General features: G+C 48.7%; 13 protein-coding genes. 7 read left to right on the top strand and 6 right to left on the bottom strand.

Going from position 1 to position 13,421, the window contains the following annotated elements; genetic code table 11:
• Positions 1 to 103: 103 nt before the first annotated feature.
• The 3 genes from fabV to ACO9K6_RS07135 all read right to left on the bottom strand — a co-directional run bounded on the left by fabV (position 104) and on the right by ACO9K6_RS07135 (position 3,304).
• Complete coding sequence (fabV, locus tag ACO9K6_RS07145) at positions 104 to 1,294, bottom strand: enoyl-ACP reductase FabV (protein WP_424766850.1); 1,191 nt, start codon at positions 1,292 to 1,294, stop codon at positions 104 to 106.
• A gap of 367 nt (positions 1,295 to 1,661) precedes the next feature.
• Positions 1,662 to 2,144: a C40 family peptidase gene (locus ACO9K6_RS07140; RefSeq protein ID WP_424766849.1), complete on the bottom strand. Its 483-nt coding sequence runs from the start codon at positions 2,142 to 2,144 to the stop codon at positions 1,662 to 1,664.
• A gap of 179 nt (positions 2,145 to 2,323) precedes the next feature.
• Positions 2,324 to 3,304, bottom strand: a complete 981-nt coding sequence (locus ACO9K6_RS07135) for an aldo/keto reductase (RefSeq protein ID WP_424766848.1) — start codon at positions 3,302 to 3,304, stop codon at positions 2,324 to 2,326.
• Between the two features lie 223 nt (positions 3,305 to 3,527).
• Between ACO9K6_RS07135 and ACO9K6_RS07130 the strand changes: the two genes are divergently transcribed.
• The 3 genes from ACO9K6_RS07130 (at position 3,528) to ACO9K6_RS07120 (ending at position 6,450) form a co-directional block, all read left to right on the top strand.
• Positions 3,528 to 4,310, top strand: a complete 783-nt coding sequence (locus ACO9K6_RS07130; protein ID WP_424766847.1) for an alpha/beta hydrolase — start codon at positions 3,528 to 3,530, stop codon at positions 4,308 to 4,310.
• A 354-nt stretch (positions 4,311 to 4,664) separates the two neighbouring features.
• Complete coding sequence (locus tag ACO9K6_RS07125) at positions 4,665 to 6,161, top strand: alpha-N-arabinofuranosidase (RefSeq protein ID WP_424766846.1); 1,497 nt, start codon at positions 4,665 to 4,667, stop codon at positions 6,159 to 6,161.
• A 10-nt stretch (positions 6,162 to 6,171) separates the two neighbouring features.
• On the top strand, positions 6,172 to 6,450 hold the full coding sequence (locus ACO9K6_RS07120) for a hypothetical protein (protein WP_424766845.1): 279 nt from the start codon (positions 6,172 to 6,174) through the stop codon (positions 6,448 to 6,450).
• Between the two features lie 97 nt (positions 6,451 to 6,547).
• On the opposite strand, the gene melA is transcribed toward ACO9K6_RS07120, so the two are convergent.
• Positions 6,548 to 7,846 carry an alpha-glucosidase/alpha-galactosidase gene (gene melA, locus ACO9K6_RS07115; protein WP_424766844.1) on the bottom strand — a complete coding sequence of 433 codons (1,299 nt, stop codon included), beginning with the start codon at positions 7,844 to 7,846 and terminating at the stop codon, positions 6,548 to 6,550.
• A 154-nt stretch (positions 7,847 to 8,000) separates the two neighbouring features.
• On the opposite strand from melA, the gene ACO9K6_RS07110 reads away from it, so the two are divergent.
• A complete protein-coding gene (locus tag ACO9K6_RS07110; protein WP_424766916.1) occupies positions 8,001 to 8,924 on the top strand; it encodes an AraC family transcriptional regulator in 924 nt (307 codons plus the stop codon).
• A gap of 212 nt (positions 8,925 to 9,136) precedes the next feature.
• Here ACO9K6_RS07110 and ACO9K6_RS07105 read toward each other — a convergent pair whose 3' ends face one another.
• The gene (locus tag ACO9K6_RS07105) at positions 9,137 to 10,030 is read right to left on the bottom strand and encodes a helix-turn-helix transcriptional regulator (protein ID WP_424766843.1); all 894 of its coding nucleotides are present in this window, start codon (positions 10,028 to 10,030) and stop codon (positions 9,137 to 9,139) included.
• A gap of 130 nt (positions 10,031 to 10,160) precedes the next feature.
• Between ACO9K6_RS07105 and ACO9K6_RS07100 the strand changes: the two genes are divergently transcribed.
• Both ACO9K6_RS07100 and ACO9K6_RS07095 read left to right on the top strand, forming a co-directional pair.
• Entirely contained in the window at positions 10,161 to 11,048 is an 888-nt protein-coding gene (locus ACO9K6_RS07100) for a sugar phosphate isomerase/epimerase family protein (RefSeq protein ID WP_424766842.1), read from the top strand.
• A 15-nt stretch (positions 11,049 to 11,063) separates the two neighbouring features.
• On the top strand, positions 11,064 to 12,113 hold the full coding sequence (locus ACO9K6_RS07095; RefSeq protein ID WP_424766841.1) for a Gfo/Idh/MocA family protein: 1,050 nt from the start codon (positions 11,064 to 11,066) through the stop codon (positions 12,111 to 12,113).
• Positions 12,114 to 12,364: 251 nt separating this feature from the next.
• On the opposite strand, the gene ACO9K6_RS07090 is transcribed toward ACO9K6_RS07095, so the two are convergent.
• Positions 12,365 to 12,523: a hypothetical protein gene (locus tag ACO9K6_RS07090; RefSeq protein WP_424766840.1), complete on the bottom strand. Its 159-nt coding sequence runs from the start codon at positions 12,521 to 12,523 to the stop codon at positions 12,365 to 12,367.
• A gap of 203 nt (positions 12,524 to 12,726) precedes the next feature.
• Here ACO9K6_RS07090 and ACO9K6_RS07085 point away from each other — a divergent pair, with 203 nt between their 5' ends.
• Positions 12,727 to 13,101, top strand: coding sequence for a hypothetical protein (locus tag ACO9K6_RS07085; RefSeq protein ID WP_424766839.1), 375 nt, complete (start codon positions 12,727 to 12,729; stop codon positions 13,099 to 13,101).
• Positions 13,102 to 13,421 lie beyond the last annotated feature (320 nt).

The following is a 13,421-nucleotide window of genomic DNA, read 5'->3' as shown; positions in this document are numbered from 1 at the left end:
TTAGTAAGGTATTCGGCGATATTTTTGGTTCTTTTAGCAAGAAAACGAAATGAAGAAGCCAGATAGTCCGGATCAACGGGTCTAACTGGCTTCTTATTTGCTCCTAACGCAGGTTAGGGATGTTCACGTCTGGATTCACGTCAGCCTCGTAATCAATGCCGTCAGTCTCGAAGCCGAACAGCTGGAAAAACTCACGGCGATAGCCTTCGAGATCAGATAGCTCATAGACATTCTCTGTCGTCAGATCGGCCCAAAGCTTCGCAACCTCCGCTTGAATTTCAGGTCTCATTTCCCAATCGTCAACGCGGATAAGGCCCTTCTCGTCAACAAGCGTCTCACCTTTGCCGTACAGACGCTCAGAGAAGAGACGGTACATTTGCTCGATGCAGCCTTCATGAATGCCTTGCTCCTTCATAACCTTGTAAAGTGCGGAAATGTAAAGCGGCACAACAGGAATCGCTGAGCTTGATTGCGTAACGAGCGCTTTGTTCACAGATACATATGCACGTCCGCCGTTCGCGCCAAGCTGCTCATTCAGTCGGCGAGCGGTTGCTTCCAGGTCGTTCTTGGCAGCGCCGATGGTTCCTTCGCGATAAACAGCATGCGTAATTTCCGGACCGATGTATGAATAAGCGACGGTAGTAGCGTCTTCAGTAAGCACGCCAGCCTGCTGCAGCACATCGATCCACATTTGCCAGTCCTCGCCGCCCATAACTGCGATTGTCTGACGAAGCTCGTCCTCGGTTGCAGGCTCGATTGTAGCAGTAGTTACTTCACCATTATGGAAGTTAACGGTTTTGTTCGAATAGGTGTCGTTAAGCGGCTTAATAACAGAAGCGAAGGTTTCGCCCGTCTTCGGATGCGTACGGCGAGGAGAAGCTACGCTGTATACGACGAGATCGATTTTTCCTAGCTCATTTTTAATCAGGTCGATCGTTTTGGCTTTAATTTCATCAGAGAACGCATCGCCAACGATGCTGTACGATTTGCGCCCCGCTGCGGAAGCGGCTGCTTCGAATGCTGCCGAGTTGTACCAGCCCGCAGATGCGGTACGAGCGCCTTCAGCCGCTTTGTCGAAATATACACCGACCGTATTCGCGCCTGCGGCGAAAGAGGACACGATGCGTGAAGCTAATCCGTACCCTGTGGAAGCGCCGATTACAAGCACGTTGCGAGGCCCTTCAATAGCCGGCTGTCCTTGTACATAGTCGATTTGACGCTGCACCTGTTGTGCGCAGCCCTCCGGATGTGCGGTCGTGCAAATAAAACCGCGAGTTTTCGGTTGAATAATCATATTGGAATATTCCTTTCTCAAATAGAATCAGCTTATGTAATAGATGAAAGTAGACAACTCTATCCCATTTTAACGATTTTTTCGGCTAAAGGGAAGTTTCTTTTCTAAGGGACGCGGCTCTTTGAGCTCGTTAAGCGCTCAGAGCTTGAAGGCGTTGCTTGCAAAAGGAAGGACAGCTTCTATCTGGCAGGGCACGATGAAAGCTGGCTGAAGGTCATTAATGAAAGGTATGCGGAAGGACATGTTTATCACCTTTTCTCATAGCGTCTTTCCTGCAGCCTGTCTTTGTGTTAAAGGAAAGAGAAAGGAGCAATGACCGCTTGCAGCAGTCATTGCTCCTTAAAAAAATATAGCGTTTATTCATGGATTAGGTTACACGTCTAGCCGTAACATAGTACTTCGCCCAATAGCCGGAGCTCATATCCGAGATCGTTACACCTTTGCTGCTGGAGCTGTGCAGGATTTTATTATTGCCTGCATATACAGCCACATGGCTGATGGATTTCCCGTTAGTCTTGAAGAAGACGAGATCTCCCATGCTAAGCGAGCCTTTGGCGACCTTCTTTCCGACCGATGCTTGACCGACCGAGGTGCGAGGCAGATTAATATCTAACCCCTTAAAAATAAATTGCGTGAATGAGGAGCAATCAAAAGCGTATGTAACGCCAGCTGGTGCACCGAATTTATAGGGTGTGCCGATTAGTTGCTTGCTGTTTGTAATCAGATTCATTGTTTCTGGTGTTGCTGCTTCCGTTTTTTGCGCAAAAGCGCCTAATGTGATAGTCGATAGTACGATCGCGCTGCAAATGCCTGCTTTGGCAATCGATTTTAGTAGGTTCGATTTTCTCATGCTGTCAGGATGTCCCTCCGCGTTTCGTTTTATGTATTTGACTATAACACATGTTGAAACAGGGAAATTTTGCATATGAGAATGAAAACACAGCAAAACAAAGGGAAACCAGCAATTATGAGAAATAAATGAAAAAATATTAATAAAATTTGGCTTGCAAAGATGATAAAGGCAAGGATTTACGGCAAATTGACGCCTCTTACGCTCACGAGCAGCGTATACCATTCCTCTCTCGTCATAAGCTCAGACTGACGAACCGCATCCTGACAGGAGATAATGCGCTCCGCATTAACTGTGCCGATAACCGGCTGAATGCGCGCTGGATGCTTCATAAGCCAGCCTAGGACGATGGCCTCCGGCGTAGTCTCTTTCTCATTTGCAAGCTTTTTAACAAGTGCAGCTGTGTTAACCTCTTCCTCAGAAGCGTTCTCCGACACCTTTCCGGAAAATCTACCCTGAGCAAGCGGTCCCCATGCCTGGATCTGAATGTCCTCCATTTGCATCATTTCCATTAACCCCTCTGGGAAATTATCCTTTAAGCCTGCTTTTTGATTAACATGGACGCCTTGATCGACCCAGTCATGACGGAGCAGACTCATTTCGAGCTGATTTACAACGATTGGATCTGGCAGCGCGCGCTGCAAGAAGCGAATTTGTCCTGGACTCATATTCGATACGCCGAAGTTGCGCACCTTGCCCGACAGCTTCAGCTTCGTGAAGGCTTCCGCGATTTCATCCGGCTCCATGAGCGGATCCGGACGGTGAAGCAGCAGGACGTCCAAATATTCGGTGCCGAGCCGTTCTAGTATGCCGTCTACCGAGGACAGAATATGCTCCTTCGAGAAATTAAAGCGGCCCGGCAGATAGCCGTCGGCAAGCTGAATGCCAACCTTGGATTGGAGGACGATTTGCTCACGCAGCTTTGGCTGATTTTTGAGGACCTGACCGAAAACAGCTTCCGCTTTCCCTTGAGTATAAATATCTGCATGATCGAAAAAAGTAATGCCGATCGACAGCGCGGCCTCAATTGCTTTCTCCGCCTGGCGGACGTGCTCAGCCGTAAAGGCTTCAGCAGCATTCCAGCTTCCGCCTAGTCCCATACAGCCTAGCGCAAGACGGCTATTCGAAATTCCGCGGCGCTCTAAGGGCATCAATTTCATTTTCCATCAACTCCATATCATTATTGTCCGACTTGAGACGGTTACTATTATACCTTTCATTCTCAAATCATATAAGCACTGAAAAAAAGTTCACTAACTACACTTATGGCACAATAGAGAGAGAGAGGGAGGAGGAATGACAGTATTACAATTGCAAGCGTTTCATTTTGATGCTACATTACAAAGGACAATTGTTTATATGATTAGTAGGGAGGAAGTATGTATGGCTCTTATTACCTGTAACTTTTTTTCAGAGGTGTTAGGCTTAAGCACGTCTATGACCGTTATTTTACCGCAGCAGACTTCCACGCAAATTGGATTGAACAACCGCAGCAGTCAATCGTTGCATAAAACGCTTTATTTACTGCATGGCTTGTCTGACGATGATACGATATGGTTGAGAAGAACATCCATCGAAAGGTATGTTGCAGAGCTTGGATTGGCTGTTGTCATGCCGAATGTGCATCAGAGCTTTTATACGGATATGGAATATGGCAATAAATATTGGACGTTCCTGACCGAGGAACTGCCGTCTATAGCACGCTCGTTCTTTCCGTTATCCGACGCACGGGAGGACAATTTCGTTGCAGGCCTGTCTATGGGCGGCTATGGCGCGTTCAAATGGGCGCTCCGTCATCCGGACCGAATTTCGGCTGCGGGCAGCCTGTCCGGCGCGGTTGATATGGCTAAACACATCAAGGACCCCGCCTATCCGCATATGGTGCCGTATTTCCGACTAATCTATGGCGAGAAGGATATTGAAGGAACAGACGATGATTTGCTGCATGTCGTCAAGCAATTGGCCGCGACTGATGCTCCGATGCCAGCGCTCTACCAGTGCTGCGGGACGGACGATTTCCTTTACGAGGATAATCTCGCATTTCGCGACGCTTGTGCGGATGCCGATTACCCGCTCACCTATGAGGAAGGCCCCGGCACCCATGAGTGGGGCTATTGGGACACGCATATTCAGCATTTCCTGCGCTGGCTGCCTCTAGAGAAGTAAGACGAGTATTTGCAGCGAGAAAATAATCATCCAAAGCAGCCGATCAGATTTTGTAATTCTGTTCGGCTGTTTTCTTTATTATGCGTCCACTTCAGAAGATAGCGCTGCGTCTCATAGTGAAATTGGTTGTCATAAATACGGATGAAATCAGCCGAGAATTGCGATGAAAATACGATAACGCGGTATTGTATTTTTTTGACGATAATGTTTTTGAAAGGGGTTGCAAAATACAAACGCTGCGATTATGATTTATTTAGGATTAATATTTATATTCAAGAATAAATATAAATATTAATCCTGTTTATTTTTTTTAGCCAATTTATAAAATCATACAAAAGCGAGGGCGATTACATTATGGCAAACCGCGTAACGATTAACGCCGATTTGGCGGAAGGCACAATTAACCGCAATATTTATGGGCATTTCTCCGAGCATTTGGGCCGGTGCATTTATGAAGGGATCTGGGTAGGCGAGGATTCACCGATACCGAATACGAACGGGATTCGCAACGATGTCGTGGCTGCGCTCAAAAATATTAAAATTCCGGTGCTTCGCTGGCCAGGCGGCTGCTTTGCCGATGAATACCATTGGAAAGACGGCGTCGGACCGCGCGAGGGACGCAAACGGATGATCAACACCCACTGGGGAGGCGTTGTCGAGAGCAATCATTTCGGAACGCATGAGTTTTTAATGCTGTGCGAAATGCTCGAATGCGAGCCTTACATATCCGGCAACGTAGGCAGCGGCACCGTTCAGGAAATGTCGGAGTGGGTGGAGTACATGACGTTCGACGGCGTGTCGCCGATGGCGGAGTGGCGTAAGGAAAACGGCAGAGAGAAGCCTTGGAAGCTGAAATATTTCGGCGTAGGCAACGAGAACTGGGGCTGCGGCGGCAACATGCGTCCAGAATATTATGCAGATGAGTATAGAAGATACCAAACTTACGTGCGTAACTACGGTGAGAATAAAATTCATAAAATCGCCTGCGGACCAAACGTGGACGATTACCGCTGGATGGAGACCGTTATGCGAGAAGCGCATGGGATGATGGATGCGATCTCGCTTCACTATTATACAGTTCCAGGCGAGTTCTGGACGAGCAAAGGTGCGGCTACGGGCTTTTCTGAAGATGAATGGTACTCCACGCTTAAGAAAGCACTCTGGATGGATGAACTCATTAAGCGTCATTCCACCATCATGGACAAATATGATCCAAACAAGCGCGTTGGTCTTATTGTAGACGAGTGGGGCACTTGGTTCGACGTGGAGCCGGGAACGAATCCGGGCTTCCTCTACCAGCAAAACACGATTCGCGATGCGCTGGTTGCCGGCGTCACGCTTAATATTTTTCATGATCATTGCGACCGGGTGCAAATGGCGAACATTGCGCAGGTCATCAACGTTCTGCAATCCGTCATTCTAACAGAAGGCGAGAAGATGATATTGACGCCGACGTACCATGTTTTTGATATGTACAAGGTGCATCAGGACGCGACACTGCTTTCGACAAAGTTGGAGAGCGAGCAATATGCGCATAACGATCAGAAAATCCCTCAGGTATCCATTAGCGCTTCGAAGGATGCGGAAGGCCGTATACACGTCAGCCTCTGCAACCTAGACAATCATGCCGGGGCAGATGTTCAGATTGATCTTCGCGGACTTGCTGGATCCAGCCTGAAGGTAACAGGCACAGAGCTGACAGCTTCGGTCAAAGATGCCCACAATACGTTCGAGCAGCCAGACACGGTAAAGCCAACCGACTATCATGCCTTCTCCGTTGAAGGGACTACGATTAGCGCGAAGCTATCGCCGATGTCCGTTACGGTGCTTGAGCTTATTTCGGCGGAATAGGTGTTTCAACATGAGCAGCAATGGCAATTGCAAGGGCTGCAGCGACGATTACCGTGTGACAGATGAGCAGATTGACCGGATTTTGTCTGCGCCAATGTTCCAAGCCGGTTCGGAGCTTTGCGTACCCGATGAAGTGTATGTGCACCGGCTGAAGCAGTGCGGCGGTTGTCCAAAGCTCCAATCCGGCACGACCTGCGCCATGTGTGGCTGCTTCGTGCGAATTGCCGCTAAATACAGGGACCGCGCATGTCCTCTGCCTGGGGACAGTCGCTGGGAGAAGCATGCATGAGCATTTTTATGTTTGGATTCAATTAACGTGAAAAGGGCAGCACCCTTAGATCTATAGAGATCTTTGCGGAGCTGCCCTTCTTGCTGATTGGCGTTGTTTATTTATAGGTTGGAAGCCAATGGCCATGCGCTTCAATCAATTCATCGCAAAGCGATACAATATCATCCATCGACAGCTCAGCGGACGTATGCGGATCGAGAAGCGCAGCGTGGTAAATATGCTCGCGTTTACCTGTGATAGCCGCTTCAATCGTTAACAATTGCGTGTTGATGTTGGTGCGGTTGAGTGCAGCCAGCTGCGGCGGAAGGTCGCCGACAAAGGTTGGCGTAACGCCGTTCGCGTCGACAAGACAAGGGACCTCGACACAGGCTTCCTTCGGCAGGTTCGTTATTAATCCGGTATTCATGACGTTTCCTCCGATTTTGAATGGCGTATTTGTCTCGATTGCTTCCAAAATGTACGAGGCATACTCATGGGTTCGGGAATGCTCAAGATTTCGATCGTTGACCAAGGAATCGCGCATCGATTTCCAGCCTTCGATTTGGTTGACGCAGCGGCGCGGGTATTCATCAAGCGGAATATTGAAGCGTTCGATAAGCTCTGGATAGCTGCGCTTAATAAAGTAAGGGTGGTACTCGGCGTTATGCTCGGACGACTCTGTAATATAATAGCCGAATTTCAGCATGAGCTCGTAACGAACCATGTCATGGTGCTTTTCCTTTTGTTTCTCAGCGGCGCGGCGCTTAATCTCAGGGTAGAGGTCGACGCCATCCTTGCTCGCTTCAAGGAGCCAAGCCATATGGTTAATGCCTGCGATTTTATATTTGACGCCTGTCGGGTCGATGTTAAGGTGCTCGAACAGATGCGGTACGCAAACTTGAACGCTGTGGCAAAGACCGACGGTCTGTACACCGCCGTAAGTGTTCATCACATTAGTCAGAACGGCCATCGGATTGGTATAGTTCAGGAACAGAGCATCTGGACAAACCTCGTTGATATCCTTAGCAAAATCAAGCATGACCGGAATCGTGCGCAGGTTGCGGAAGATGCCTCCTATGCCGATCGTATCAGCAATCGTCTGGCGTAAGCCGTATTTTTTTGGAATTTCAAAATCGGTAATGGTGCATGGATCATAGCCGCCGACCTGGATGGCGTTGACGACGTATTTGGCGTCGCGCAGCGCTTCCTTGCGATCGGAATACGCTTTGATCCGGCAGGTGCTGCCGCTCGTTTGCTTCAGGTTGAGCAGCATTTGCTCGGAGTCATTCAAACGCTCTGCGTCAATATCAAATAAAGCGATTTCAAAGCCCTGCAGCGCAGGCGTCTGCATGACGTCGCCGAGAATGTTTTTCGCAAATACAGTGCTTCCTGCTCCGATAAATGTAATTTTCGACATAATTGGTTAGCCTCCTATTGGATGATTGCTGACTCCTTCAGTATAAGGATGTCCGACATAAATGAATATGGAAGGAACGAAGTATTGTATGGAGAAATGTTGCAGCATTTAGTATGATGATGAGAGCTAGCTTGTTGGAGGTACTCAATTGGAAATGCATCATAGTCATTCATTGAGCTTTAATGCAGCTCCCTTAAAGGGAGAAATGTCGGTTTTGTTTGTCGGTGAGGGGCGGCCAATGGCAGGTCATTTTATCGGACCGGCCGTACATGATAATTATTTGATCCATGTGGTGCTGGGCGGGGAGGGCGAATTTGAAACGCTCGGAGAGACATACTCGTGCAGAGCAGGGGATATGTTCGTCATTTTTCCGGATATTCTAGTTAAATATGAAGCGAGCATGAGCAATCCGTGGGAATATATGTGGATTGGATTCTCAGGCGACATTGTGGAGACGTCGCTGAGCTCGATCGGCATAACGCCGGACAGGGCGGTCATTCGCGATGGCTCTCTGCCGAAGCTGCGAAAAATGTTTCGGCGCTTGCGCAAAGGTATGGAGGAAGCCGATGATCCGGCGCTCGGAAATATGGAGGCATCGGCCTGGCTGCGACTAATTATGCATGAGCTGGGGAAGCTGCAGAGGAGGGAGACGGCGGAGCAAAAAATATTTCCGTCCCGCTCCTATCGTCAGATTGATCAAGCGATTCGTTTGCTTTCTTTGCAATATGGACAGCAGCTGTCCATTGAAGGGATTGCTCGAACGCTAGGCTATCATCGTGCGCACTTAAACAAATTGTTCAAGGATGCAACGGGCTTGTCTCCTATGCAGTATTTATTCAAGGTGAGGATGAAAAAGGCGGAGGTGCTGCTCGACAGCGAGCTGACGATTGCACAGATTGCAGCCTCTGTCGGCTACAATGACCCACTGTTTTTTAGCAAGCAGTTTCACAAATGGAGCGGCCAAGCGCCTACAGATTTCCGGCGGAGAAACGCCAGACATGTACGCATGCGCGACTCGACCTCTGAATTCGGTTCCAGATCGCCAAATGACACAATGAGCATGTCCTCAGGAAAATGAATCCTCACCTCTCACTTCGTTCGATACTGCATGCGAAAAGTCTTGGGCTTTGTGCCCGTATGCTTGCTGAAGCAGAGGACGAAATAGGGAAAGGAGCTACGATCGCATCTAAAGGAACATGGATAAAAAGCTGAGACTGCCTTGAAAGGTTATTTTACCTTAAATGCAGCCTCAGCTTATTTGTGTGAGCCCTGCGCCCTGCGCAGCAAGGCTCATAAATTTCTTTTCCTTACCTGAGAAGGCGTCGTCCCTTTATACTGCTTATACAGCTTCGTAAAATAGTTCGGGTTGTCGCAGCCGACCTTGGCCGCGATTTCGGTGACAGTGTCACTGCTCTCGCGAAGAAGCCGCTCCGCTTCATTCATGCGGCATACATTGGCGTATTCGACAAAAGTGCGTCCGGTGAGCTTTTTGAATAGCTTGCAGAAATGATAAGGATTGAGACTGACCTGCTTCGCGGCCTGCTCAATTGTGATTTTCTCCTTGAAGTCAGATTCAATTCGGCTGATAAGCAGCTTAAAACGGTCCCGGTTCGCGAAATACGACTCCGCTTGCTTGTCGGCAAGCTGCCGCGGCCTGAAGGTGCGGGACAGCAAAGTAAAGAACGAATGCAGCTTTGACTTAACGATTAGCTGATAGGCAGGCGGCTTCTCGGCAAGCTCCGCAATGACTTCATCCAGCAAGGAGGTGAAGCTGAGACAAGCTTTATCCTGATCGACCGGCTTGACGGGAAATCGCAAGCGTCCCTCCAAATAAGGAGCGACAAACTGCGAATGAACGGGATCATGCACCCAATCATTAAACAATGATGCGTTAAAGACAATACAATCATAATGAATATCCTCATATCGCAGCGCATAGCCGACATGAAGGCTTCCCCCCGGGATGATCACGACATCACCAGCCGTTACGATATAGGGGCGGCTGTCGATATGCAGCAGCGCGCTTCCTTCCCGTACGACGATAATTTCAAAATGCTCATGCCAATGCAAATACAGCATGCAATCATTCGGCTTCATGCTGTAGCAGCGGTTCTGAAATAGCTGAATGGGGTTCGTTTTATGCTCAAGACGCGTATTTTCCCATAGCTCTCTTGGATAGGTCATCTGCGTTATTCACCACCACCACAAGATTAGACTAGTTTTGCTCAAGATTGTGTAGAGTAATCTGCATAACTCCTAGCTATAATGGAGTTGTTACAACAACTATAAGCCAATATTGGAGTGATATACAAGGATGAATAACCAGTTGCGTATCGGAACATTAGTAGGCGGAGGAAATGCGGATCAGGTCATTCCGCAAATTGTACGGCACGGCTTCGAATCGTTTAACCTCACCTTTTGGCAGACGACTGGAAAGACAGACTTGGTAGAAATGGCGAAGCGGGTCAAGGCACTCGCTGAGGAGCATGATTTCATTATTCCGGCAGTCAGCGTGTTTGGCAATCCATTGACGGGAGCAGGGGACAATGCAGATACGCTTGCAAGCTGGGAGCGGCTGATCGACCATGCACACCTCTTTGGGGCCAATATTGTATCCGGTTTCACGGGGCGACTGACGGGCCAGCCCATTGACGAGTCTATCCCTAAGTTTAAGGAAGTATTCGGCGAGCTGACGCGCAGAGCGGCGGATCGCGGCGTTCGCATTGCCTTTGAAAACTGCGATATGGGCGGCACGTGGACGACGGGAGACTGGAACATTGCGCATAATCCTACAGCCTGGGAGCTGATGTTCAATGCGGTACCGGAGGAAAATATCGGATTGGAGTGGGAGCCTTGCCATCAAATGGTCAGCCTAATCGATCCTATTCCACAGCTTCGCAAGTGGGTAGACAAGGTATTCCATGTCCACGGTAAGGATGCGACGATCGCTTGGGATGTCGTAAGAGAGTACGGCGTACACGGACCGAAGCCGTATGTATGGCATCGGACGCCAGGCTTTGGCGACAGCAATTGGGCGGACATTATTACGATTTTGAGACAAAATGGCTATCGGGGCACGATCGATATCGAGGGCTGGCATGATCCGGTTTACAAGGACGAGCTCGAAATGACAGGTCAGGTGCATGCATTACATTACTTAAAACGCTGCCGCGGCGGCGATTTCGTTCCGAATCCAGTTTAGGGAGGTTTGAGCAAAATGACAATTAAGCATCGGGTCGTCGTTGCAGGCTGCGGCGGTATGGCAAATACGTGGGTGGACTATGCCAAGGGCAGAGAAGATACATTAATCGTTGCGCTTGTTGACATTAAAAAAGAATTTGCTGAGGCCATGGCGGAGCGGAAGGAGCTTGCATGTCCAACCTTTACGGATCTGAAGGAAGCGATCGCGGCTACCGATGCGAATATGGTATTCGACGTGACGATTCCAGCCAGCCATTATACAATCGGCAAAACGGCATTAGAGCTGGGCTGCCATGTTTTTGGGGAGAAGCCGCTTGCGGAATCGATGGACGATTGCAAGGATATCGTGCGTCTGGCCCGCAGTACAGGCAACATACACGCGGTGATGCAAAACCGCAGGTTCGATCCGCGCATACGCGCTTATCGCAAGCTGATTACGGAAGGCACAATCGGAAAACCAGGCTTTATCGGCGCGGATTTCTTTCTTGGCGCACATTTCGGCGGCTTCCGCGACGCGATGGAGAGCCCGCTGCTGCTGGATATGGCGATTCATACGTTCGACCAAGCCCGGTTTATTATCGGAGCGGATCCGGTATCGGTTTATTGCCATGAGTTTAATCCTCCCGGCTCATGGTACGAGGGCAATGCGATGGCAATTTGTATTTACGAAATGTCCGACGGCTCGGTGTTCAACTATCGCGGCTCGTGGTGCGCGGAAGGCGCGACTACTTCTTGGGAAGCAGTCTGGCGTGTGACCGGTGAGAAGGGCACAGCCATTTGGGATGGGCATGATGAAATTTATGCAGAGTTCGTGGCAGCAGGTGATCAAACCGGAAAGTTTATGCGAGATTATGAACGCGTATATGGCGAGCTGCCGGCGATGGACAAGACTGGCCACCATGGCTGTCTTGAGGAAATGTTCACCTCACTGGAGGAAGGCCGTAAGCCCGAAACAGATTGCAGCGACAACATCTACAGCATGGCGATGGTGTTGGCCGCGCTAGATAGTGCGAAGACGGGACGTAAAGTGATGATTGCTGACTTTATGGATAGTAGCTCAGCTTAGCAGCGGATATATGGAGGATATATCTGCTTCAACTGAGAAGCTGCGATTATTGACGATGGAGCTAAACGGCACGGTTACGAAGTTTAAGGCATAGACGGGTATAACGATAAGCACGCTTCATTTTATCAAACAGGAAAAATGAAGCGTGCCTATCCTTTAATGTTAGACGTTGAAATTATCATGTGATTTGAATGAATGCTTTATGAGAGAAAATAAAAAAGAGATCCGCCGGAAGTATCTGGCAACCTCATTTAATCGATCTGACAAGATCCGGGATATCCATCATTTTTCGCCGCTTCCTCCGGGCTCTTAAGTTTTTTGTCCTGCGGCAGCTGGGCTACAATCTTTGGCTGGCTGCTAGAGGCTTCTGCTCCTTCGTTTGTCCCTTGTATCGCTTTTACATTTTCCATTCTCAATCCCACCTCATTCATAATTCGTTTTTCATCGTACCTCCTATAGAATGACCGTTTTAATCTTTTTTGATGCGGTTTTTTTATGAGGCCTTTGGGCTTAAGAATAGCTCGGCGAATAAATCCGCAGCCGCTAACAAATAATGGATCAGAATGGATTTATAGCGTTTAGGCGTCTATATGAATGAAGGAGGCAGTTTAAGATGAGTGAAAAAAACATCCTGGCTTTTTTTAAAAGTCCCGAGCAAGCGGAAAAGGCTTTGGAGCAATTAAAGTCGCTGCGTATCGTTGACAGTTCAATTGACCGGATTGACGGGTATCCCGGAGATGGTAGCGATCATATCATGAATCCGTTGACCAGCGATTTTCCTGGTCTGGGCTATCTTACGCTGGGAGGAGACTTTTCAGAGCCGAGCGCAGGCATATTAGCGGCAACAAGCGTCAGCGCAAGCGGAATGAGCTCTGGAGGGCCAGATAATCAAATGACGGGACGCGACATATGTTTGACTGTTGTGGTAGAGGAAGAGGATCATGAAAAAGCGCTGCAGGTCGTGCAAAATGCGGGAGCTTTAGTGTAAGAGGCAACTAAGGCCTTATGACCGGTCCAGCAATAGGGTAATAAAATAATTTAAATAGATGATAGACTAGTAACACTGGGGAGGGGGAAACGGAGAAATTTTTCATGGTCGGTTTCACTCTCCCATGTCTGTCATTTGTTCACCCTTACGCTGCTGTTAAGCAGTACTTACTTAGCGTCAGATAATGACTTTAAAAGACCTTTTCGAGCATTATGCGAATGAATGCGATTAGCCGCGCTTCCTCTATACTTTCAGTTTTCTTCCCTTACAAAAGTTGACAGGCTGCGCCTGGAAATAGCAAAATGAAGTATAGACGTAAA

Origin of the sequence: Paenibacillus praedii, assembly GCF_049725345.1 — a bacterium.
GTDB lineage: Bacteria > Bacillota > Bacilli > Paenibacillales > Paenibacillaceae > Pristimantibacillus.
Note: the sequence above shows the minus strand (reverse complement) of the source record. Positions and strands in the feature narration are given on the sequence as shown.